A 21,633-nucleotide genomic window follows, 5' to 3' on the forward strand; every position below is an offset into this window, starting at 1 on the left:
GGACCGGGGGAGCGAGGGAGCGTGATGGCGAAGCCGGCCCAGGCAGCGGCGCGGGACGAGGCGGCGGCGCGGGTTGAGACGGGGCCGCGGGCTGAGGCGGAGGCCCCGGGCGAGGTCGTGATCGAGACCCGCGGCCTCGCCAAGCGCTACCACGGCACCCTCGCCGTCGACGGCTTGGACCTGCGGGTGCCGCGCGGCAGCGTCTTCGGCTTCCTCGGGCCGAACGGCTCGGGCAAGACCACCACCATCCGGATGCTGATGGGCCTGATCGAGCCGACCGCGGGCACCGCCCGGGTACTGGGCCGCCCGATGCCGCGCGCGGCCCGCTCGGTGCTGCCCCGGGTCGGCGCGCTCATCGAGGGCCCGGCGCTGTACGGCTTCCTGTCCGGCCGCGACAACCTGCTGCGGTACGACGCGGCCGACCCGACCGCCGACCCCCGCACCCGGCGGGCCCGGGTCGGCGCCGCCCTGGACCGGGTGGGGCTGGCCGCGGCCGCGGGGAAGAAGGCCAAGCAGTACTCGCTCGGCATGAAGCAGCGCCTCGGCCTGGCCGCGGCGCTGCTCCAGCCGCGCGACCTGCTGGTGCTGGACGAGCCGACGAACGGCCTCGACCCGCAGGGCATGCGGGAGATCCGCGCCCTGGTCAGGGAGTTGGCCGCCGACGGCACGACCGTCTTCCTCTCCTCCCACCTGCTGGACGAGATCGAGCAGGTCTGCACGCATGTCGCCGTGATGGCCCGCGGCCGGCTGATCACCCAGGGACCGGTCACCGAACTGTCGGCCGGCAGCCGCGGGCGGCTCGCCGTCACCACGCCGGACCCGGCCGACGCGACCCGGGTACTGGCCGAGCACGGCGTGACCGCCCTGGCCACCGACGGGCAGCGCGTCACCGGCGAGCTGCCCGCCGACCCGCCCGACCTCGCGGAGCTGAACGCCGCCCTGGTCGCGGCAGGCGTCCGGGTGCGCGGCTTCGGCCTCGAACGCGGCTCGCTGGAGGACGCGTTCGTGGCGCTGACCGGGGAGGGCTTCGATGTCGCGGGCTGAGACGGCACCGGAAGGCGCCGGCACGGACACGGATACGGATACGGGCGCGGATACGGACACGGGTACGGATTCGGCTGCGGGTGCCGGCGCCGCGCGGGAGCGTACCGCTCGGAACCCCACCGCGCCGGAGCCGGACCTCGGCTCCCCCAGGGCGCCGCGGCTGCTGTGGTCCCTCGGGCTGTTCCGCTCCGAACTGGTCACCGTGTTCCGGCGCTGGCGCACCCTCGCGCTGTTCGCGGTGCTGGCGGGCGTGCCGGTGCTGGTGGGCATCGCGGTCCGGATCGAGACCCGCGACGGAAGCTCGATCGGCGGCGGCGCCAACGGCGACGGCGGCCCCGCGTTCATCCAGCAGGTCAGCAACAACGGCCTGTTCCTCGCGTTCACCGCGCTCGCCGCCACCCTGCCGTTCTTCCTGCCGATGGCGATCGGCGTGGTCGCGGGCGACGCGATCGCGGGCGAGGCGAGCGGCGGCACCCTGCGCTACCTGCTGGTCGCGCCCGCCGGGCGGTCCCGGCTGCTGCTGGCCAAGTACGCCTCGGTGCTGGCCTTCTGCCTGGTGGCCACGCTGGTCGTCGCCGTGTCGGGCCTGGTCGTCGGTTTCGTGCTCTTCCCGGTCGGCGACGTGACCACGCTCTCCGGCACCACCCTCCCGCTCTCCCAGGGCATGCTGCGCGCCCTGCTGATCGCGGTCCTGGTGGCCGGGTCCCTGGTGGGCATCGCCGCGCTCGGGCTGTTCGTCTCCACCCTCACCGACAGCGGGATCGGCGCCATGGCGGCCACCGTCGGGCTGCTGATCACCGTGCAGATCGTGGACACGATCCCCCAGCTGCACGCGGTCCAGCCGTACCTCTTCCCGCACTACTGGCTGAGCTTCGCCGACGTGCTGCGCGACCCCGTGCCGTGGGACGCGATCGGGAAGAACCTCGGCCTGCAGGCCCTGTACGTGGCCGTGTTCGGGTCGGCCGCGTGGGCGCGCTTCACCTCGCGGGACGTCACCGCGTAGCCGGGCCGGCGGTCGTCGTCGGGCTCGCGGAACCGTTTTCGCTCTCGTTCCCGTTCGCGGGTCCGGCCGCCGCGCCGGCGAGCGCGAGCCGGCCCCGGCGGGCGGCGCGCAGGGCGTCCCAGGTGAGCACCGCCAGCGCGGCCCAGACCAGGAAGAACCCGGCCCACCGGTCCGGCGGCATCGTCTCGTGGAAGTACAGCACCCCGATCAGGAACTGGGAGACGGGGGTGAGGTACTGCATCAGGCCGATCGTGGAGAGCGGCAGCCGGGTCGCGGCCATGCCGAAGAAGATCAGCGGTATCGCGGTGACCAGCCCGCAGGCGGCGAGCAGCGCGGCGTGCCCCGGACCGTGGTGGGTGAAGGTCGAGTGCCCCTGGGCGCCCAGCACCATCAGGTAGGCGAGCGCCGGCAGGAACTGGACGCCGGCCTCGGCGGCGAGCGACTCCAGCCCGCCCATCGCCACCTTCTTCTTGATCAGCCCGTAGCCGCCGAAGGAGAAGGCCAGGGTGAGCGCGATCCACGGCAGCCGCCCGTAGCCGACGGCCAGCACGACCACCGACAGGCAGCCGATGCCGACGGCCGCCCACTGCACCGGCCGCAGCCGCTCGTGCAGCACCAGCACGCCGAGCGCGATGGTGACCAGCGGGTTGATGAAGTAGCCGAGGGCCGCCTCGACCACATGGCCGGCGTTCACCGCCCAGATGTACACGCCCCAGTTCACCGTGACCGCGGTGGCCGCCGAGGCGATCAGCGCCATCCGCCGCGGCTGCCGGACCAGTTCGGCGATCCACGCCCAGCGGCGCAGCGCCAGCAGGATGACGGTGGCCACCCCGAGCGACCACACCATCCGGTGCGCCAGGATCTCCAGGGCCCCGGCCGGCTCCAACAGCGGCCAGTACAGCGGGAAGAGCCCCCACAGCCCGTACGCCGCGAAGCCGTAGCCCAGTCCCACCCGCTGCTCGCCCATTCGCCCGCCCCTCCCGACGCCGCACGGCACTGACGACGGTAGCGGGCGACGGCTCGGCCTGTCATGGCCATATCGAACTGTGGTCATGACAGGCCGGGCGCCGTACGGGGAGGAGCGAGGGTCAGCCCTTGAGCGCGGCGGCCACCGACTGCGGCATGGGCGTGGTCGGGCGGCCGATCAGCCGGGACAGCTCGCCGCTGGTGCCGGCGAGCAGGCCGCGCCCGATCGCCCGGTCGACGTCGACCAGCACCTCGGCGAACGCCGCCGGCAGGCCCGCGCCGACCAGCACGTCCAGATACTGCTCGGACGAGACGTTCTGGTAGGCGATCTCCCGGCCGGTCGCCGCCGAGACCGCCGCCGCGTACTCCGCGAAGCTCCACGCGGTGTCGCCGCTCAGCTCGTACACCTTGTTCTCGTGGCCCTCGCCGGTGAGGACGACGGCCGCCGCGGCCGCGTAGTCCGCCCGCGCCGCCGAGGCCACCCGGCCCTCGCCCGCGCTGGCGACCACGGCGCCGTGCTCCAGCACCGTGCCGAGGTTCTGCGTGTAGACCTCGGTGTACCAGCCGTTGCGCAGGAAGGTGTGCGGCAGCCCCGAGTCGAGGATCAGCTGCTCGGTCAGCTTGTGCTCCTCGGCGAGCGCGAAGTCGGCCGCCGGGCCGCCCAGGATGCCCGTGTACGCCAGCAGGCCGACCCCCGCCTCGCGTGCGGCGTCCACCACGGCGGTGTGTTGCGGCAGCCGACGGCCGACCTCGCTGCCCGACACGAACAGCACCCGGTCGCCCGCCTTGAACGCCTCCTTCAGCGTCGCCGGCTCGTCGTAGTCCGCGACCCGCACCTGCACGCCCTTCGCGGCCAGGTCGGCCGCCTTGCCCCGGTCCCGTACGACCGCGGCGACGTCCCCCGCCTCCACCCCGCGCTCCAGCAGGTCCTCGATGACGAGCCGACCCAACTGCCCGCTGGCCCCGGTGACGACGATGCTCATGCTGTTGCTCCCGTTCTGCGGTGATATGCGGATCTCTCCGGCTTCCCCGCCACCGTAACGCGAACACTAACTGTGGGAAAGTACCCACCTTGACGTACGGTACCTACATGAAGGTAAGTGAAGCGGCCAGGGCCGGCTGTCCCGAGCGGGCCGTCCTCGAACACGTCACCAGCACCTGGGGCGTCCTCGTTCTCGTCCAGCTGTCCGACGCGGGGACCCTGCGCTTCAGCGAGCTGCGCCGGCGGATCGGCGGGGTGAGCGAGAAGATGCTGGCGCAGACCCTGCGGACCCTGGAGCGCGACGGTTTCATACGCCGCCGGGCCCGCCCGGTGATCCCGCCCCACGTCGACTACGACCTCACCACGCTCGGGGTCCAGGTCGCCGAGAAGGTCAGCGCCCTCGCCGAGTGGACCGCCCGGAACGTCACCGCCGTCACCGCGGCCCAGCAGACCTACGACGCGGCACTCTGACACCACGCCGGAACGCGCCCGCCCCGCCGTGCCGGGCGGTGCCGGCAGGGCGGGGCGGGTGCGGAGTGGGGCGGGTTCAGCGCGGTGCGGGCTGGTCGGCGACGGTCCAGGTGTCGGTGCCCGCGAGGAGGCCGGCGAGGTCGCCGGGGCCCTGGCGGGTGGTGGCCGCTTCGAGCTGCTCCGCCATGTCCGTGTCGTAGACGGCGCGGGTGGTGTCGCGGAAGACGCCGATCGGGGTGGCGGTGCCGGGGCCGAAGGCGGTGCCGTCGGTGAGGCGGGACAGGGCGAAGGCGTTGGTGGGCGAGGGGGAGTGGGCGTCGTGCACCAGGACGTCCGCCTCGTTGTCGGCCGTGACGTCCACGATGCCGAGGTCACCGGTGCGCGGGTCGCGGACGATGCCGCGCGAGCCCTCGGGGCCGAAGCGGACGGGCGCGCCGTGCTCCAGCCGGATCAGCGCGCTCTCCGCGGTGCTCTTGTCCTTGAGGACGTCGAAGGCGCCGTCATTGAAGATGTTGCAGTTCTGGTAGATCTCGACGAGCGCGGTGCCCTCGTGGACGGCGGCGGCGCGCAGCACCGACTGGAGGTGCTTGCGGTCGGAGTCGATGGTGCGGGCGACGAAGGAGGCTTCGGCGCCGATCGCCAGCGACAGCGGGTTGAACGGGGCGTCGAGGGAGCCCATCGGTGTGGACTTGGTGATCTTCCCGACCTCGGAGGTGGGGGAGTACTGGCCCTTGGTGAGGCCGTAGATCCGGTTGTTGAAGAGCAGGATCTTCAGGTTCACGTTGCGGCGCAGCGCGTGGATGAGGTGGTTGCCGCCGATGGACAGCGCGTCGCCGTCGCCGGTGACCACCCACACGCTCAGGTCGCGCCGGGAGGCGGCCAGGCCGGTGGCGATGGCCGGGGCGCGGCCGTGGATGGAGTGCATCCCGTAGGTGTTCATGTAGTACGGGAAGCGGGAGGAGCAGCCGATCCCGGAGACGAAGACGACGTTCTCGCGGGCCAGGCCCAGCTCCGGCATGAAGGACTGGACGGCGGCGAGGATGGCGTAGTCACCGCAGCCGGGGCACCAGCGCACCTCCTGGTCGGACTTGAAGTCCTTCATGGTCTGCGGGCCGCCGGCCTTGGGCACCAGCGACAGTGCCGTCGCGCCGGCGAGCGGCCCGACAGCGGCGCCGGCGGCACCGCCGGCGCGTGTGGCGGCGGGAGTCTCAGACATCCGCGTTCTCCTTCGCGATGGCCTGCGCCAACTGCTCGGCCTTGAACGGCAGTCCGGTCACCTGGGTGTAGGAATGGGCGTCCACGAGGTACTTCGCCCGGAGCAGGTGCGCGAGCTGGCCGAGGTTCATCTCCGGCACCAGCACCTTGTCGTACCGGGCCAGCACCGCCCCGAGGTTGGCCGGGAACGGGTTGAGGTGGCGCAGGTGGGCCTGCGCGACCTGGCCGCCCTCCCGGCGGGTACGGCGGACCGCGGCGGTGATCGGCCCGTAGGTCGAGCCCCAGCCCAGCACCAGGGTCCGCGCCGAGCCGCCGGGGTCGTCCACCTCCAGGTCGGGCACCGCGATGCCGTCGATCTTCGCCTGGCGGGTGCGGACCATGAAGTCGTGGTTGGCCGGGTCGTACGAGATGTTCCCGGTGCCGTCCTGCTTCTCGATGCCGCCGATGCGGTGTTCGAGGCCCGGGGTGCCGGGCACCGCCCAGGGCCGGGCCAGGGTCTCGGGGTCGCGCAGGTACGGCCAGAAGCTCTCCGTGCCGTCGGCCGCGGTGTGGTTCGGGCCGGACGCGAACTCCACCCGCAGGTCCGGCAGTTCGGCGACGTCGGGGACACGCCACGGCTCCGACCCGTTGGCGAGGTAGCCGTCGGAGAGCAGCATCACCGGGGTGCGGTAGGTGATCGCGATCCGGGCGGCCTCCAGCGCGGCGGTGAAGCAGTCCGCGGCGGTGGCCGGGGCCACGATCGGCACCGGCGCCTCGCCGTTGCGCCCGTACATCGCCTGGAGCAGGTCGGCCTGCTCGGTCTTGGTCGGCAGGCCGGTGGACGGCCCGCCGCGCTGGATGTCCACCACCAGCAGCGGCAGCTCCAGCGACACCGCCAGGCCGATCGTCTCGGACTTCAGCGCCACCCCGGGCCCGGAGGTGGTGGTGACCGCCAGCGACCCGCCGAACGCGGCGCCCAGCGCCGCGCCGATGGCCGCGATCTCGTCCTCGGCCTGGAAGGTCCGCACGCCGAAGTTCTTGTGCCGGCTCAGCTCGTGCAGGATGTCCGAGGCCGGGGTGATCGGGTAGGAGCCGAGGAACAGCGGCAGCCCGCTGCGGCTCGACGACGCGATCAGCCCGTAGGCGAGCGCGAGGTTCCCCGAGATGTTGCGGTAGGTGCCGGCCGGGAAGGCGCTGGCGGCGGGCGCGACCTCGTAGGAGACCGCGAAGTCCTCGGTGGTCTCGCCGAAGTTCCAGCCGGCGCGGAAGGCGGTGACGTTCGCCTCGGCGATGTCCGGCTTCTTCGCGAACTTCTTGCGCAGGAAGGACTCGGTGCCCTCGGTCGGGCGGTGGTACATCCAGGAGAGCAGGCCCAGCGCGAACATGTTCTTCGCGCGCTCGGCGTCCTTGCGGGCCAGGCCGCTGTCCTTCAGCGCCTCCAGGGTCAGCGTGGTCAGCGGCACGGGGTGCACCGCGTACGCCGCCAGCGAGCCGTCCTCCAGCGGGCTGGCGGCGTACCCGACCTTCGCCATCGCGCGCTTGGTGAACTCGTCGGTGTTGACGATGACCTCCGCGCCCCGCGGCAGGTCGGCCAGGTTCGCCTTCAGGGCGGCCGGGTTCATCGCCACCAGCACGTCGGGTGCGTCACCCGGGGTGAGGATGTCGTGGTCGGCGAAGTGCAGCTGGAACGAGGAGACGCCCGGCAGCGTGCCCGCGGGGGCCCGGATCTCGGCCGGGAAGTTCGGCAGCGTGGACAGGTCGTTGCCGAACGACGCCGTCTCGGAGGTGAAGCGGTCGCCGGTGAGCTGCATCCCGTCACCGGAGTCGCCGGCGAACCGGATGATCACCCGGTCGAGCCGACGGGTCTCCTTGTCGGACGTGCGCTGTTCCCCGCGCTCTGCGAGCCCTCCGCGCTCTTCGAGTTCCCCGAGCTCCCCGAGTTCCTTGAGGCTCCCGAGCGCTTCGGCTTTCCCGACCGGGGAGCCGAGAGCGGTACCCGGGCCCTCGTGTTCCTCGTTGATGGGGCTGCTGACCTGGCTGGTCACTGAACGGACCTCCTTCGCGGCGGCACGGCGCAGAGCCTGTCCGGTGGCCTCCGCCCGGGTGGCACCCGACAGGCTCTCACCGGTCATCGTACGTCGGTAAGGGTCGCCTTCCCGGTACGTCCCGGCATCTGGGAGCCGGGCGCACGGCAGTGCGCGCACCCGGCTGCCTGCCCCTGCGCAGCGCTGTTGCCCGTCCCGCCGTCAGACAGCCGGTCGGCGATTCCGGAAATTCACGAGTTCAAATAGGTCAGCACCGCCAGCACCCGGCGGTGATCTCCCTCACTCGGCGCGAGCCCGAGCTTCAGGAAGATGTTGCTCACGTGCTTCTCCACGGCGCCGTCGCTCACCACGAGCTGCTTGGCCACCGCCGAGTTGGTCCGGCCCTCGGCCATCAGGCCCAGCACCTCGCGCTCGCGCGGGGTCAGCCCGGCCAGCACATCCTGCTTGCGGCTGCGGCCGAGCAGCTGCGCGACCACCTCGGGGTCCAGCGCGGTGCCGCCCTCGGCGACCCGGACCACCGCGTCCACGAACTCGCGGACCTCGGCCACCCGGTCCTTGAGCAGGTAGCCCACCCCGCGGCTGCTGCCCGCCAGCAGCTCCGTCGCGTACTGCTCCTCGACGTACTGCGACAGCACCAGCACCCCGACGCCCGGGTGCTCCTTCCGCAATTGCACGGCGGCGCGCACCCCTTCGTCGGTGTGCGTCGGGGGCATCCGCACGTCGGCCACCACCACGTCGGGAGGCGCGCCCTGGTCGGCCAGCTCGCGCACCGCCTTGATCAGCCCCTCGGCGTCGCCGACCCCCGCGACCACGTCGTGACCCCGGTCGGTCAGCAGCCGGGTCAGTCCCTCCCTGAGCAGTACCGAATCCTCGGCGATGACGACCCGCACTCTGTCCTCCACGGTCTCCAGCTTCCCCCGTCCGAACCGACTCCCCCAGCATCCCAGCATCGGCGGCCCAATGAGGAATACGGTGCGGGGTGGGCAAGGTTGCGCCCGGCGATCAGAGGCAGCTGCCCATGCGGGCGGGGCCCAGGGAGAGGAGAACGTGTGCGCGCGGTCGGTTTCGACGTCATCGGCGGTCCTGAGGTGCTCAAGCCCGTGGATCTGCCCGCCCCCGTGCCCGGCCCCGGTCAGCTCCTGGTCCGGGTCGCGTACGCGGGCGTCAACCACGACGAGATGCGGCACCGGCTCGGGGACTTCGGCACGCCGCGGCGCACCACCGTGCCCGGCTTCGAGGTCTCCGGCGAGGTCGCGGCGGTCGGCCCCGGCGTGACCGGCCTGGCGGTCGGCGAGCAGGTCGCCGCCTACCTCCCCGACGGCGGCGGCTACGCCGAGTACGCCCTCGCCCCCGCGGACTTCGCCTTCCCGCTCGACGGGATCTCGCTGCGCGACGGCGGCGGCGCGGGCCTGACCCTCACCGCCGCGTACGGCATCCTGGCCGGCGCCGCCCGGCTGACCGCGGGCGACACCGTGCTGATCCACGCCGCCGCCGGCGGCATCGGCTCGGCCGCCGCGCAGATCGCCCGCGCCCTGGGCGCCGCAGCGGTCTACGGCACGGTCGGCTCCCCGGCGAAGGCCGAGTACGCCAAGCGCTTCGGCTACGACGCGGTCCACCCGCGGGACGCCTTCGCCGAGGCGGTCCGCGAGGTCGACGTGGTGCTCGACCCGATCGGCGGCCCGACCCGGCTCGCCTCGCTGCCGCTGCTCGCCCCCTTCGGCCGCCTCGCCCTGTACGGCGAGGCCGCCCGCCACCCCGACCTCACCCTCCCGCTGCTGCCGCTGTGGCAGAACAACCGCTCACTGGTCGGCTACCACATCGCCGACCTCGCCCGCCGCGCCCCCACCGCCGTCCGCTCGCACGCCCTGGCCGCGCTGTCCCTGCTGGCCTCGGGCGCGATCCGGCTCGACGTCACCTCGGAACTCCCGCTCGACCGGGCCGCCGACGCCCACGAGGTCCTGGCGGCGGGCCGCGGCACCGGAAAGGTGCTGCTGCGGGTCGCGTAGCCTCCCATGCAGCCGGCGGTCCGCGACGAGGCGGGCCGGCGTACCGAGCCGATCGACCCGGGAGTTGGGCATGGAACGCGTGACGGAGCGGCTTTTGCTCCGGGGGTGGCGGGACGAGGACCTGGTCCCGCTGGCCGACATCTACGCCGACCCGGAGGTGATGCGGTTCATCGGCGCCGGCGCCACCCGCACCTACGAGCAGACGGCCGCGAGCTTCGCGATGCTGCGGCAGGAGTGGCGGGACCGCGGCTACGGCATGTTCGCCGTCGAGGTCCGGGCGACCGGTGAGCTGGCCGGCTGGGTCGGCATGACGGTGCCGGCCTTCCTGCCGGAGATCCTGCCCGCCGTGGAGATCGGCTGGCGGCTGGGCCGGGCGCACTGGGGGCGCGGATACGCCACCGAGGCCGCGCGCGAGGCGCTGGCGTACGGCTTCGACGAGGCCGGCCTGGACCGGATCGTCAGCGTCTGCAACGTGGAGCACCACGCGTCGCGGCGGGTGATGACCAAGCTGGGCATGGCGCTCGACCGCCGCACCACGGTCCCCGCGCACGGGACGCCGGTGGACGTCACGGCGATCACCCGGGCGCAGTTCGCGGCGGCGCGGGTCGCCGGGGCGTAACAAGGGCCCCCGGCGGCCGGGTTCCGGCGGCGGGGCGCCAACGGCGCCGCCCGGGTGGGCGGTTGGCACGCCTGCGGCCGGACCCGCTCGATCGCGGCGGGGTCGCTGAGCGGGGTGTCCTGCGCCTCGGCGAGCCGGATCAGCGCCGACGGCCGGGCCGGGGTCAGTCTGTGCGGTCTTGCCTGCGTACCTGCCGGCTCGCCGTGCTTACCCGGTCGCTGCCGTGAGGTCGTGGGCGAAGGTGACGCGGTCCAGGCCGGGGCCGTCGTAGTCGGGGTGGACCGAGGGGGCGGCGTCGGGGGAGCCGGGGAGTTCGGCGAAGCCGATCCGGGTGTGGAAGGCGCGGGACGCGGCGTTCGCCGGGCTGGTGATCGCATGCACCTGACGGCAGTGGCGAGCCCGGGCGAGGGCGAAGAAGCGGTGGTAGAGCGCGGTCGCGATGCCACGGCCGTGCAGCGCCGGATCGACGCCGACGAAGTGGATGTAGGCGATGTCGGGCCGGTCCTGGGAGAGGAAGCCGACGAGGAACGCGGCGAGCTCGCCACTGGGGCGCTCGGCGACATGGCTGGTGCCGGTGAAGTGCTGGAAGTACAACCGCGGCAGCAGCAGGGCCCGCTCCCGTGACCCCGTCTCGCCGCCCAGCCCTCCCCACCACTGGTCGAGTACGGCCAGTACCCGTGCGTGGTCCTCGACGCGGGGGTGACGCAGGGCCAGCCCGCCGGGAAAGTCGTCGGTCATCCCTCCAGTCTCCCAGCAACCCCCGCCGAGCGGCGCGCCGGAACCCGTGGGCGTGGACGATCGGCACCCGGCACCGCGCCCGTACCCCGCGTCCGCACCCCCTCATCCGCGGCTCCGCGCGCGTGCGGCAGACTCGGGCGCCATGACGGTGCATGCGGGGGAGGCGGCGGCCGCGCGGTGGTACGAGGTGCGGGACGTCGGCGGCGGGGTGGCCCGGATCAGCGAGCCGCACGTGCACCAGATCCTGCGGGCGAACGTGTGGTGGCTGCGCGGCACGGAACGGGACCTGGTGGTGGACGCGGGGCTCGGCGTGGTCGGGCTGCGCGCGGGGGTGCCGGCGATGTTCGCCCGCGATCCGATGGCCGTACTGACGCACGCGCACCTGGACCACGTGGGCGCGGCGCACGAGTTCCGGGAGCGGGCGGCACACGCGGCGGACGCCGGCCTGCTGGCGGCGGGGGTGCCCGCGAGCCTGTACGGACCCGAGCTGGCAAGGAAGTTGGGCACGGACGACGTGGGGGACCCGTTCCCCGACGTGATGATCGACGCGCTGCCCTACGAGGGATACGACCTGGGGGCGTACACCGTTCCGGGTGTGACGCTGACCCGGAGCCTCGCCGACGGCGAGCGGATCGACTGCGGCGGGCGGACCCTGACCGTTCTGCACCTGCCCGGCCACACACCCGGGTCGGTCGCCCTGCTGGAGGAGCACACCGGGACGCTGTACTCCGGTGACGTCGTGTACGACGGCTACCTCGTGGACGACCTGCCCGAGTCGGACCCGGCGGCCTACCGCCGCAGCCTGGAGGTCCTCGCCGGGCTGGACGTGGCGGTGGTGCACCCGGGCCACGGCCGCAGCTTCGACCGGGCCCGGCTGCGCCACATCGTCACGCGCTACCTCGCCGGGCGGTAGCCGGGCGGACTCCCGGCCGGCCCCCGGCCGGTCACACCCGCCAGGGCAGTTCCGCCGCGATCCGGGTGGGACCGCCCTGCGGGGAGTCCACCACCAGCACCCCGTCGACCGCGTCGAGGCGCTCCGCCAGGCCGGCCAGGCCAGAACCGGCGTCCACCGACGCCCCGCCGCGACCGTTGTCGTAGACGTGCAGCATGAGCCGGTCGTCGGTCTGCCAGATGTCCACGGAGGCGCGGGAGGCGCCGCTGTGCTTGCTGACGTTCTGCAGGAGTTCGGAGACCGTGAAGTAGGCGATGCCCTCGATCGCGGGCACCGGCCGGGCCGGCAGGTCGACGGTGACCGAGACCGGCACGGTGCAGCGGGCGGCGACCGCCGAGAGCGACGGGCCCAGGCCGCGGTCGGTGAGGATCGCCGGGTGGATGCCGCGGGCGAGGTCGCGCAGCTCCTGGAGGGCCACCTTCACCTCGCCGTGCGCCTCCTCGACCATGGCCGCGCCGGTCTTCGGGTCCTCCAGCAGCTTCTCCTTGGCCAGGCCCAGGTCCATGGCCAGGGCGACCAGCCGGGCCTGGGCGCCGTCGTGCAGGTCGCGCTCGATCCGGCGCAGGTCCGCCGCCGCGGTGTCCACCACCGCGCCGCGGTCCGACTCCAGCTCGGTGACGCGGTCGGCCAGCCGGGACGGGCCGAGCAGCCCGCTGACCAGCATCCGGTCCACGTGCGCCATGCCCCGCACCACCCACGGCATCAGCGCCACCAGCGCCAGCCCGATCACCACGCACAGCAGCATGTCCGCGGGGCTGTGCAGCCACCAGCCGTGATGGCCGTCGCCCTCCCCGTAGACCTGGATGCCCTGCTGGCCGAAGTAGACCGGGAAGACCCAGCGCCACAGCGGGTAGGTGAGCAGCCCCCAGCCGTAGGTGAAGAAGCTGATCGACACGCAGAAGGTGAAGACGCCCCACGGGAAGTGCAGCAGGCAGTAGATCGCGTGCCGCCAGTTGACGCCGCTGCCGAGCTGGCCGCCCAGCCACGGGAAGAAGCCGCGGCTCTTGGTGCGGACCGGGCCGGGCTCCTCGACGTCGAGCCAGAGCAGCGAGCGGGCCCGCGCCCGCTCGACGTAGCCGACGGCCCGGCAGCCGCCGAGGGCCAGCACCAGCACCGGCAGCCCGATGAAGGTGATCAGCAGGCCGGCGCCCAGCGACAGCATCGTGATCGTCCACACGAAGCCGATCAGGCACATCGGGAGGTTCAGCAGGAGGTACGCGAGTTCCCGCCAGGTACGCGCCTCGACGGGCGCGCGCAGTGCGGTGGGCAGCCGGTGCTCTCGCTCGGCCGGCTGGATGCCGTACGCCATGGTCGGGACCGTCCTTTCGGTACTGCTGGTCATACCGACCACAGTGCCCGGGCCGGAGGCGCGCGCCCATGGTGCGGATCGGCGTCTTGGGGGTGGGGATTTCCCTACCTACCCCCGCGGCGTGCCGCTGCCCTACGCCCGCGGCCCCGCCCCCGCTGCCCTGCCGGCACTGCCCTACCGGCGCGGCGCGGCCTGCGTGCCGAACTCCCGGTCCCGCCACGGCAGCTCCGCCGTCACCATGGTCGGCCCGCCCACCGGAGAGGCCACCACGAACAGGCCGTCGACGGAGTCCAGCCGCTCCGCGAGCCCGGCCAGGCCGGACCCGGAGGTGACGTCCGCGCCGCCCTGCCCGTCGTCGCGCACCTGGATCATCAGCCGGTCGCCCGAGTGCCACACGTCCACCGACGCGGTACGGGCCCGGCTGTGCTTGCTGACGTTCTGCAGGAGCTCGGAGACCGTGAAGTACGCGATGCCCTCGATCGCCTCGGCGGGCCGGGCCGGCAGGTCCACGGTGACCGAGACCGGGACGGTGCAGCGGGTCGCGACCGAGGACAGCGCCGCGTCCAGGCCGCGGTCGGTGAGGATCGCCGGGTGGATGCCGCGGGCCAGGTCGCGCAGCTCCTGGAGGGCCACCTTCACCTCGCCGTGCGCCTCGCCGACCATCTTCGCCGCCGCCTCGGGGTCCTCCAGCAGCTTCTCCTTGGCCAGGCCCAGGTCCATGGCCAGGGCGACCAGCCGGGCCTGGGCGCCGTCGTGCAGGTCGCGCTCGATCCGGCGCAGGTCCGCCGCCGCGGTGTCGAAGACCACCCCGCGGTCGGTCTCCAGCTCCGCGATCCGCTGCTCCAGCTCGTCGGAGGGCTGGAGCAGCCCGCGGGCCAGCGCCCGGTCCACCGTCGACATGCCCCTGGCCAGGTAGGGCAGCACCGGCCACAGCACGAACAGCGAGGTGAGCGTCACCGCGAAGGTGACGATGCCCCACGGCAGCCGGATCGCGAAGTAGAGCGCGTGCCGCCAGGCCACCGGGTCCTTCAGCGACGCCCACAGCCAGGGCAGGAACCCGCCCAGCGTCTTCTTCCGCAGCGGCCGCGGCTCCTCCACGTGCACCCCGAGCAGCTTGCGCACCCTGGCCCGCTCCAGCTTGCCCAGCAACCGGCAGCCGCCCAGGCCGAACGCCAGCAGCGGCAACCCGATCACCGTCACGGACAGCCCGGCGCCCAGCGACAGCGTGGTCACCACGTAGATGAAGCCGATCAGCGACATGAAGAGGTTCAGCAGGAGATTCGCGATCTCCTTCCACGTCACGGCGTCGAAGGCGAACCGGGCCGGGGGCAGCGGTTCGGACGTCGAGGTCGCGGAGCTGCGCGGGGCGGGCGAGGTGTCCATGGGTCAAGCCTGCCGTCCCGGCGGGGGCCCGCGCCATGGGGTGCGCGCTCCGGCGTGTGGTGGGGTTATCCCCCGTATCCGCTGGAAGCGGCCCGGCGGTGCGGGTTGAGCGCATTCGCCGGGGCTCGTCCCGGGGCTCGCACCGCGGTCCCCTCGGCCGCCCGCCGCGGTCCGGCCGCCCTCTCCTCCGTCATCCGTGGACGGCTGCGTCCGCCGGTGGGACCAGGGCCTAGACTCCCTCCGTATAAATCGTCTAAAGATCCATCGGATCGCTGGACATCGCTGGTCAACGAGTGAACGAGGGGCGGACGGACGTGGACTACTTCCACGGCTACTCGGTCGTCGGTCTGGTCGCGGTCGTCGGCGTGCTCTTCGTGACGGTCTCGTTCACGGCCGGGCGGCTGCTGCGGCCTGACGTGCCGACGCGGGAGAAGCTGCTCACCTACGAGTGCGGCGTCGACCCGGTCGGCGAGGACTGGGCGCACACCCAGATCCGCTACTACGTGTACGCGTTCCTCTATGTGATCTTCGCGGTGGACGCGATCTTCCTCTTCCCGTGGGCGACGGTCTTCGCGGCCCACGGCTTCGGCGGCACCACGCTCGTCGAGATGTTCGTCTTCCTCGGCTTCCTCGCGGTCGGGCTGCTCTACGCGTGGAAGAAGGGCGTGCTCGAATGGACGTGACCCTGCCCGACCCGGCGCAGCCGGCCCCGCCCGGGGTGGCGCTGCCCGAGCCCCGCCGGCTCGGCCCGCTGGCCCGGCTGGCGCCCGAGCCGATGAAGGTCGTGCTCAACTGGGGCCGCCGCTACAGCCTGTGGGTGTTCAACTTCGGGCTCGCCTGCTGCGCGATCGAGTTCATCGCCGCGTCCATGGCCCGGCACGACTTCATCCGGCTCGGCGTGATCCCGTTCGCGCCCGGCCCGCGCCAGGCCGACCTGATGGTGGTCTCCGGCACGGTCACCGACAAGATGGCGCCCGCGGTGAAGCGGCTGTACGAGCAGATGCCCGAGCCGAAGTACGTCATCTCCTTCGGCGCCTGCTCCAACTGCGGCGGCCCGTACTGGGACTCGTACTCCGTGACGAAGGGCGTCGACCAGATCATCCCGGTGGACGTCTACGTGCCCGGCTGCCCGCCCCGGCCCGAGGCGCTGCTGCAGGGCATCCTCAAGCTCCAGGAGAAGATCGCCCGGGAGTCGCTGGGCGAGCGGTACGGCCACGGCCCGGCCGCGCGGCCCTCGACCGCCGCGCTGACCAGCGGCCTCGTCACACCGCCGCCCCCGCCGGCGCCATCGGCCGCGTCGGACTCACCCGGGGACGGCTCGGGGAATGCCGGCTCGGGGAACGCCGGACCGGAGGCGGACGGACCGGAGGCGGGGGAGCGGTGAGCGCCTTCGAGCAGCTGCCCGAGGGCGCGGCCGAGGTCTTCGGCGAGGGCGCGACCGCCGAGGAGGCGTACCGCCTGCTCACCGTCGACGTCCCGCCCGCCGGGTGGGTGGCGGCGCTGACCGCGGCCCGGGACACCCTCGGCTGCACCTTCTTCGACTGGCTCAGCGCGGTGGACGAACCCGGCACGGGCTTCCGGGTGTGCGCCCATGTCGTACGGCTCGAAGGCGGCGTCGGACGGCTGCTGGTGCGGACCACCGTGCCGCACGACGCGGCCGAACTGGCGACCGCGACCGGGGTCTACGCGGGCGCGGGCTGGCACGAGCGCGAGACGCACGAGATGTTCGGCGTCGCCTTCACCGGGCACCCGGGGATGGCCCCGCTGCTGCTGCCCGAGGAGTTCGAGGGACACCCGCTGCGCAAGGACTTCGTGCTGGCCGCGCGGGTGGCCAAGGCGTGGCCGGGCGCGAAGGAGCCGGGCGAGTCCCACGACGGCGGCCCGAAGCGCCGGCAGATGCTGCCGCCGGGCGTGCCGGACCCGAACGAGTGGGGCCCGTTGAAGGGTCAGCTGCCGCCGGCCCCGGCCCGCCCGGCGCGGCGCGCGGGTGCCGCAGGTGCGGGTGCCGGTGCGGGTGGCGCGGGCGCGGGGGAGCGGCCCGCCCGCAGGACCCGCAGCGCGGGCGACGGCTCGGCGAGCCAGACCCCGTCCCGCCCGGCCCGGACCCCGCGCCCGGCCACACCGGACGCGCCCTGGCAGAAACCGGCGGAGCAGCCTCCGGCGGAACAACCGCCCGCCGAGCAGCCCCCGGCGGAGCAGCCCCCCGCCGAGCAGCCCCCGGCGGAGCAGCCCCCCGCCGAGCAGCCCCCGGCGCCGCCCACCCGTGACGAACCGCCCACCGACGAAGGAGGCCGTACCCCGTGAACGACACGCTCCATGTCGTCCTGCGGCTGGTCGCCGTCCTCGTCGTGTTCCTGGTGCTTCCGCTGGTGGTCGGGCAGACCGAGCACAAGGTGATGGCGCACATGCAGGGCCGGCTCGGCCCGATGTACGCGGGCGGCTTCCACGGCTGGGCCCAACTCGTCGCCGACGGCGTGAAGTTCGCGCAGAAGGAGGACGTGGTCCCGGCCGACGCGGACCGCCGGATCTTCCAGCTCGCGCCCGCCGTCGCCCTGTTGCCGTACCTCCTGGTGCTGATCGTCATCCCGGTCGGGCCGCACGGCTTCGTCGGGGAGGCGATCGACGCCGGGCTGTTCTTCGTACTCGCCGTGATGGGTGTCGGCGTGCTCGGGTCGCTGATGGCCGGGTGGGCGTCGGCGAACAAGTTCTCGCTGCTCGGCGGCCTGCGCACGGCCGCCCAGCTGATGGCGTACGAACTGCCGATGCTGCTCGCCGCCGCGTCCGTGGCGATGGCCGCGGGCACCTTGTCGCTGCCGGGCATCGTCGAGTCGTACCACTGGTGGTGGACGCTGTGGCAGCTCATGGGCGGCCTGGTGTTCTTCACCGCCGGGCTCGCCGAGTTGCAGCGGCCGCCGTTCGACATGCCGGTGGCCGACTCGGAGATCATCTTCGGCGCGTACACCGAGTACACCGGGCTGCGCTTCGCGCTGTTCCTGCTCGCCGAGTACGCCGGGATCGTGGTGCTGTGCGCGCTGACCACGGTGCTGTTCCTCGGCGGCTGGCACGGGCCGTGGTCGGGCAGCGTCGGCTGGCTGTGGACGCTGCTGAAGACCGGCGTGCTCGCCTTCGTGGTCATCTGGCTGCGGGTGAGCTACCCGCGGCTGCGCGAGGACCAGTTGATGAAGTTCGCCTGGACCGTGCTGATCCCGATCTCCCTCGTCCAGATCGCCCTGACCGGCGTCGTCAAGGTGGTGACCTCGTAAGCCATGCCTCTTCCCGGCTCCGGTCTGGCCAAGGGCCTGGCCGTCACCCTGCGCACGATGACGAAGAAGACCGTCACCGCCCGCTATCCCGACGCGCAACCCGAACTCCCCCCGCGCAGCCGCGGCGTGATCGCGCTGTTCGAGGAGAACTGCACGGTGTGCATGCTGTGCGCCCGTGAGTGCCCCGACTGGTGCATCTACATCGACTCGCACAAGGAGACGACGCCGCCCGCCGCGCCCGGCGGCCGCGAGCGCAGCCGCAACGTGCTGGACCGCTTCGCGATCGACTTCTCGCTGTGCATGTACTGCGGCATCTGCATCGAGGTGTGCCCGTTCGACGCGCTGTTCTGGTCCCCGGAGTTCGAGTACGCGGAGACCGACATCCTCGAACTCACCCACGAACGCGACAAGCTGCGCGAGTGGATGTGGACGGTGCCGGCGCCGCCCCCGCTCGACCCGGCGGCGGAGGAGCCGAAGGAGATCGCGGCGGCCCACAAGGCGGCGGAGAAGGCGGCGCAAGCGGCGGCGCAGGCAGCGGCTGAGGCGGCGGACCAATCCGCGGACCAGGCTGCCGACCAGGCGCCCGACGAACCCGGGGAGGACGCGTCGTGAACGTCCACCACAGCGTCCTCGCGCACCACGGCTTCCTCTCGCCCACCGGTGTCGAGATCACCTTCCTGCTGGTCGGTCTCGCCACCCTCGGCGCGGCCGTCATCACCGTCACCACCCGGCAACTCGTGCACGCGGCACTGTGGCTGGTGGTCGCGCTCGGCGGCATCGCGGTGGAGTACCTGCTGCTGACCGCCGAGTTCATCGCCTGGGTGCAGGTGCTGATCTACGTCGGCTCGGTCGTCGTGCTGCTGCTGTTCGGGCTGATGCTCACCCGGGCGCCGATCGGCCACTCGCCCGACGCCGACTCCGAGAACCGCTGGGTCGCCCTCGCGGTGGCGGTCGCCGCCGCGGCCACCCTGGTGTGGGTGGTGGTGGACGCCTTCCGCAGCACCTGGATCGACGTCCACCACGCCGCTGGCCAGAGCGCCACCAAGGTCACCGGCACCAGCCTCTTCCGGTTCTGGGTGCTGCCGTTCGAGGCGCTGTCGGTCCTGCTGCTGGCCGCCCTGGTCGGCGCGATCGTGCTGTCGAAGCGCGGGCCCGACGCGGTGCCGCCCGGCGGCGCGAACGGCCCGGCCGCACCCGGCTCCGGCGGCCCCGCCGCCCCGAACGGCAAGGACCGCTGATGCACCTCGTCTACCCCGCCGTGCTGGCCGCCCTGCTGTTCTGCGTCGGTCTGTACGGGGTGCTCGCCCGGCGCAACGCGATCCTCGTCCTGATGTCCGTCGAGCTGATGCTCAACGCCGTCAACCTCAACCTCGTCGCCTTCGACACCTGGCTCGGCGACCGGCTGCACTCCGGGCAGGCGCTCACCCTGTTCACCATCACCATCGCCGCCGCGGAGATCGGGATCGGCCTGGCGATCGTGCTGCTGGTGCACCGCAACCGCGGCACCGCCGACATCGACCGCCTCACCGACCTGGCCGACCCCGGGCAACCCCTCGGCGTGCCCGGGCCCCCGGAACCGGGCCCGGCCACCGCCTCCGGCCACGACGAGAAGGCAGAGGCCACCGCGTGACCCTGACCGCCCTTGCCGCGCTCGTCCCCGCACTGCCCTTCCTGGGCGCGGCCGCCGGACTCCTGCTCGGCCGGCGCGCACCCGGCTTCGTACGCCCGCTGGCGGTGCTGCCGACCGCGGTCTCCTTCGTGCTCGCCGCGATCGTCGCCGCCCGGCAGGGCACCGGAGCGGCCACCGACGCCTCGCACCGGCTGACCGTCACCGGCTCCGTGCCGATCGACCTCTCGCTGCACCTGGACGGCTTCTCCGTCCTGATCGCGCTGCTGGTCGGCCTGGTCGCCACCTGCGTGCAGGTCTACTCCGTCTCCTATCTGCGCGACGACCCGCGCTACCCCTCCTACGCGGCCGTGGTCTCACTGTTCACCTCCGCGATGCTGCTCGTCGTCTACTCCGGCGACCTGATGGTGCTGCTGGTCGGCTGGGAGGTCATGGGCATCTGCTCCTACTTCCTGGTCGGCCACTACTGGGAGACCGAGGCGGCCCGCTCGGCCTCGATCAAGGCGTTCCTGGTCACCAAGCTCGGCGATGTGCCCTTCCTGATCGGCGTGTTCGCGCTCGCCGCGGACGCCGGCACCTTCCGGATCAGCGGCATCCTGCGCGCCGCCGCCGACGGGCGGCTGCACCACCCGACGGTGATCGCGCTGCTGCTGCTCGCCGGCGTGGCCGGCAAGTCCGCGCAGTTCCCGCTGCACACCTGGCTGCCCGACGCGATGGCCGGCCCCACCCCGGTCTCCGCGCTGATCCACGCCGCGACCATGGTGGCCGCCGGCATCTACCTGGTGGCCAGGCTGCTGCCGGTGTTCACCGCGTCGGCCGCCGCGCTCGTCGTGCTGGCCGTGATGGCCGCGGTGACCATGGTCGGCTCGGGCCTGGCCGCGCTCGCCCAGGACGACATCAAACGGGTCCTCGCCTACTCCACGATCGGCCAACTCGGCTACATGGCGGGCGCGCTGGCCGTCGGCGACCGCGACGCCGCCGTCTTCCACCTCCTGTCGCACGGCGCGTTCAAGGCGCTGCTCTTCCTGGGCGCGGGCGTGGTGATCCACGCGGCCGGCACCAACTCGCTGACCGCGATGTCCCGTACGGGCGGGCTGCGCAAGCGGGTGCCCGACGCGATGTGGACGATGGCCCTCGCGCTGGCCGCGCTCGCCGCCCTCCCGCCGCTGTCCGGCTTCTTCTCCAAGGAGTCGGTGCTGCGCGCCGCCGAGCACGCCTCCTCCGGCGACACCGCGCACGTGCCGTCGGCGGTCGGCTGGACCGTGCTGGTCGCCGGGCTGGCCGCGGCCGTCCTCACCGGCGCCTACGCCACCCGCCTGTTCCTCCTCGCCTTCCTCGGCAACGGCCCGGCCGCCCCGGACCACGGACGGCAGCCGTTGCCGATGACCGCCGTGCTGTGGGTGCTGGCGATCCCCACCCTCGCCTTCGGCGGGCTCACCTACCGCAAGCTGCCCGACTGGTTCGGCGGCGGCACCCCGCTCGGCCCGACCCTGGTCACCTCCGTCCTCGGTACCGGGCTCGCCCTGGTGGGCGTGCTGATCACCTATGGGGCCTGGAAGGCGGTCGCCGCCACCCGCCGGGCCGTGCCGATCGGCGCGGTCGTCGCCGAACCGCCCGGCACCGGCAGCGCGCTCACCGACCACCTGGACGCGGACTCCGAACCCGCCCTGATCGAGGCCGAGGCCGAGGACAGCCACAAGGAGGTCTACGGCGACGTCGCCACCGCGCACGACCCCGGCGACCCCGGCCGGCTGCTGCTCGGCCCGCTGCACGCCGCCGCCGCGCACGGCTTCCGCCTCGACGCCCTCTACACCGCGGTGTTCGTCCGCCCGGTGCTGGCCGCGGCCGCGCTGGTCCGCTTCCTGGACCGGGACGTCGTGGAGACCTGGGTACGCGGCGCCGCGGGCACCCCGAACCTGCTCGGCGCGGCCGTCCGCAAGGCCCAGACCGGAAACGTCCAGACCTACCTCAGCGCGCTGCTGGCCGGTGCGGTCGTCCTCGCCGTCCTCGTCGCCGTCGGAGGCTGAGCCC

The 21,633-nt window shown here is 73.3% G+C and carries 22 protein-coding genes; 14 read left to right on the forward strand and 8 right to left on the reverse strand.

Translation table 11 applies throughout. The annotated features are described in order from the left end of the window. Nucleotides 1-24: 24 nt before the first annotated feature. Both OG370_RS24840 and OG370_RS24845 read left to right on the forward strand, forming a co-directional pair. Complete coding sequence (locus OG370_RS24840) at nucleotides 25-1,044, forward strand: ABC transporter ATP-binding protein (RefSeq protein ID WP_328467873.1); 1,020 nt, start codon at nucleotides 25-27, stop codon at nucleotides 1,042-1,044. Further along, the gene (locus OG370_RS24845) at nucleotides 1,031-2,047 is read left to right on the forward strand and encodes an ABC transporter permease (protein ID WP_328467875.1); all 1,017 of its coding nucleotides are present in this window, start codon (nucleotides 1,031-1,033) and stop codon (nucleotides 2,045-2,047) included. The genes OG370_RS24840 and OG370_RS24845 overlap by 14 nt, the downstream gene beginning before the upstream one ends. Here the strand turns inward: OG370_RS24845 and rarD are convergent. Then, on the reverse strand, nucleotides 2,037-3,014 hold the full coding sequence (gene rarD / locus OG370_RS24850; RefSeq protein ID WP_328467877.1) for an EamA family transporter RarD: 978 nt from the start codon (nucleotides 3,012-3,014) through the stop codon (nucleotides 2,037-2,039). The two genes, OG370_RS24845 and rarD, sit on opposite strands and share 11 nt — an antisense overlap. Before the next feature lie 121 nt (nucleotides 3,015-3,135). After that, on the reverse strand, nucleotides 3,136-3,996 hold the full coding sequence (locus tag OG370_RS24855) for an SDR family oxidoreductase (protein WP_328467879.1): 861 nt from the start codon (nucleotides 3,994-3,996) through the stop codon (nucleotides 3,136-3,138). Nucleotides 3,997-4,103: 107 nt separating this feature from the next. Here OG370_RS24855 and OG370_RS24860 point away from each other — a divergent pair, with 107 nt between their 5' ends. Further along, nucleotides 4,104-4,466 (forward strand): winged helix-turn-helix transcriptional regulator, encoded by a 363-nt coding sequence (locus tag OG370_RS24860; RefSeq protein WP_328467881.1) that lies wholly within the window; start codon nucleotides 4,104-4,106, stop codon nucleotides 4,464-4,466. A 76-nt stretch (nucleotides 4,467-4,542) separates the two neighbouring features. Here the strand turns inward: OG370_RS24860 and OG370_RS24865 are convergent, their stop codons facing one another. The 3 genes from OG370_RS24865 to OG370_RS24875 form a co-directional block, all read right to left on the reverse strand. Next, nucleotides 4,543-5,568, reverse strand: a complete 1,026-nt coding sequence (locus OG370_RS24865) for a 2-oxoacid:ferredoxin oxidoreductase subunit beta (RefSeq protein WP_328474388.1) — start codon at nucleotides 5,566-5,568, stop codon at nucleotides 4,543-4,545. 106 nt (nucleotides 5,569-5,674) lie between these two features. Next, a complete protein-coding gene (locus OG370_RS24870; protein ID WP_443060892.1) occupies nucleotides 5,675-7,705 on the reverse strand; it encodes a 2-oxoacid:acceptor oxidoreductase subunit alpha in 2,031 nt (676 codons plus the stop codon). A gap of 230 nt (nucleotides 7,706-7,935) precedes the next feature. Further along, nucleotides 7,936-8,595, reverse strand: coding sequence for a response regulator transcription factor (locus OG370_RS24875; RefSeq protein WP_328474390.1), 660 nt, complete (start codon nucleotides 8,593-8,595; stop codon nucleotides 7,936-7,938). A gap of 159 nt (nucleotides 8,596-8,754) precedes the next feature. Between OG370_RS24875 and OG370_RS24880 the strand changes: the two genes are divergently transcribed. Together OG370_RS24880 and OG370_RS24885 are read left to right on the forward strand one after the other, a co-directional pair. Further along, a complete protein-coding gene (locus OG370_RS24880) occupies nucleotides 8,755-9,711 on the forward strand; it encodes a quinone oxidoreductase family protein (RefSeq protein ID WP_328467885.1) in 957 nt (318 codons plus the stop codon). A 70-nt stretch (nucleotides 9,712-9,781) separates the two neighbouring features. Beyond that, nucleotides 9,782-10,330 (forward strand): GNAT family N-acetyltransferase, encoded by a 549-nt coding sequence (locus OG370_RS24885; RefSeq protein ID WP_328467887.1) that lies wholly within the window; start codon nucleotides 9,782-9,784, stop codon nucleotides 10,328-10,330. A gap of 207 nt (nucleotides 10,331-10,537) precedes the next feature. Here OG370_RS24885 and OG370_RS24890 read toward each other — a convergent pair whose 3' ends face one another. Continuing rightward, the gene (locus tag OG370_RS24890; RefSeq protein WP_328467889.1) at nucleotides 10,538-11,068 is read right to left on the reverse strand and encodes a GNAT family N-acetyltransferase; all 531 of its coding nucleotides are present in this window, start codon (nucleotides 11,066-11,068) and stop codon (nucleotides 10,538-10,540) included. Between the two features lie 142 nt (nucleotides 11,069-11,210). Between OG370_RS24890 and OG370_RS24895 the strand changes: the two genes are divergently transcribed. Then, on the forward strand, nucleotides 11,211-11,981 hold the full coding sequence (locus OG370_RS24895) for an MBL fold metallo-hydrolase (RefSeq protein WP_328467891.1): 771 nt from the start codon (nucleotides 11,211-11,213) through the stop codon (nucleotides 11,979-11,981). Nucleotides 11,982-12,012: 31 nt separating this feature from the next. Here the strand turns inward: OG370_RS24895 and OG370_RS24900 are convergent, their stop codons facing one another. Together OG370_RS24900 and OG370_RS24905 are read right to left on the reverse strand one after the other, a co-directional pair. Continuing rightward, complete coding sequence (locus OG370_RS24900; protein WP_443060737.1) at nucleotides 12,013-13,362, reverse strand: sensor histidine kinase; 1,350 nt, start codon at nucleotides 13,360-13,362, stop codon at nucleotides 12,013-12,015. 141 nt (nucleotides 13,363-13,503) lie between these two features. Further along, nucleotides 13,504-14,712 carry a sensor histidine kinase gene (locus OG370_RS24905; RefSeq protein WP_328467893.1) on the reverse strand — a complete coding sequence of 403 codons (1,209 nt, stop codon included), beginning with the start codon at nucleotides 14,710-14,712 and terminating at the stop codon, nucleotides 13,504-13,506. Nucleotides 14,713-15,005: 293 nt separating this feature from the next. On the opposite strand from OG370_RS24905, the gene OG370_RS24910 reads away from it, so the two are divergent. From OG370_RS24910 to OG370_RS24945, 8 genes are read left to right on the forward strand one after another with little or no spacing between them, the layout of a single operon-like run. Beyond that, nucleotides 15,006-15,395 (forward strand): NADH-quinone oxidoreductase subunit A, encoded by a 390-nt coding sequence (locus OG370_RS24910; protein ID WP_328467895.1) that lies wholly within the window; start codon nucleotides 15,006-15,008, stop codon nucleotides 15,393-15,395. After that, entirely contained in the window at nucleotides 15,386-16,096 is a 711-nt protein-coding gene (locus OG370_RS24915; protein ID WP_328467897.1) for an NADH-quinone oxidoreductase subunit B, read from the forward strand. Before OG370_RS24910 ends, OG370_RS24915 begins: the two co-directional genes overlap by 10 nt. Continuing rightward, on the forward strand, nucleotides 16,093-17,016 hold the full coding sequence (locus OG370_RS24920; RefSeq protein WP_328467899.1) for an NADH-quinone oxidoreductase subunit C: 924 nt from the start codon (nucleotides 16,093-16,095) through the stop codon (nucleotides 17,014-17,016). The genes OG370_RS24915 and OG370_RS24920 overlap by 4 nt, the downstream gene beginning before the upstream one ends. Continuing rightward, nucleotides 17,013-17,975 carry an NADH-quinone oxidoreductase subunit NuoH gene (gene nuoH, locus OG370_RS24925; protein WP_328467901.1) on the forward strand — a complete coding sequence of 321 codons (963 nt, stop codon included), beginning with the start codon at nucleotides 17,013-17,015 and terminating at the stop codon, nucleotides 17,973-17,975. The genes OG370_RS24920 and nuoH overlap by 4 nt, the downstream gene beginning before the upstream one ends. A 3-nt stretch (nucleotides 17,976-17,978) precedes the next feature. Further along, the gene (locus tag OG370_RS24930; RefSeq protein ID WP_328467903.1) at nucleotides 17,979-18,587 is read left to right on the forward strand and encodes a NuoI/complex I 23 kDa subunit family protein; all 609 of its coding nucleotides are present in this window, start codon (nucleotides 17,979-17,981) and stop codon (nucleotides 18,585-18,587) included. Continuing rightward, on the forward strand, nucleotides 18,584-19,213 hold the full coding sequence (locus OG370_RS24935; RefSeq protein WP_328467905.1) for an NADH-quinone oxidoreductase subunit J family protein: 630 nt from the start codon (nucleotides 18,584-18,586) through the stop codon (nucleotides 19,211-19,213). The genes OG370_RS24930 and OG370_RS24935 overlap by 4 nt, the downstream gene beginning before the upstream one ends. Further along, nucleotides 19,213-19,605 (forward strand): NADH-quinone oxidoreductase subunit NuoK, encoded by a 393-nt coding sequence (gene nuoK / locus OG370_RS24940; RefSeq protein ID WP_328467907.1) that lies wholly within the window; start codon nucleotides 19,213-19,215, stop codon nucleotides 19,603-19,605. The genes OG370_RS24935 and nuoK overlap by 1 nt, the downstream gene beginning before the upstream one ends. Further along, on the forward strand, nucleotides 19,602-21,629 hold the full coding sequence (locus OG370_RS24945) for an NADH-quinone oxidoreductase subunit 5 family protein (protein WP_328467909.1): 2,028 nt from the start codon (nucleotides 19,602-19,604) through the stop codon (nucleotides 21,627-21,629). The genes nuoK and OG370_RS24945 overlap by 4 nt, the downstream gene beginning before the upstream one ends. The last annotated feature ends 4 nt before the right edge of the window (nucleotides 21,630-21,633 follow it).

The organism is Streptomyces sp. NBC_00448 (assembly GCF_036014115.1).
Lineage (GTDB): Bacteria > Actinomycetota > Actinomycetes > Streptomycetales > Streptomycetaceae > Actinacidiphila.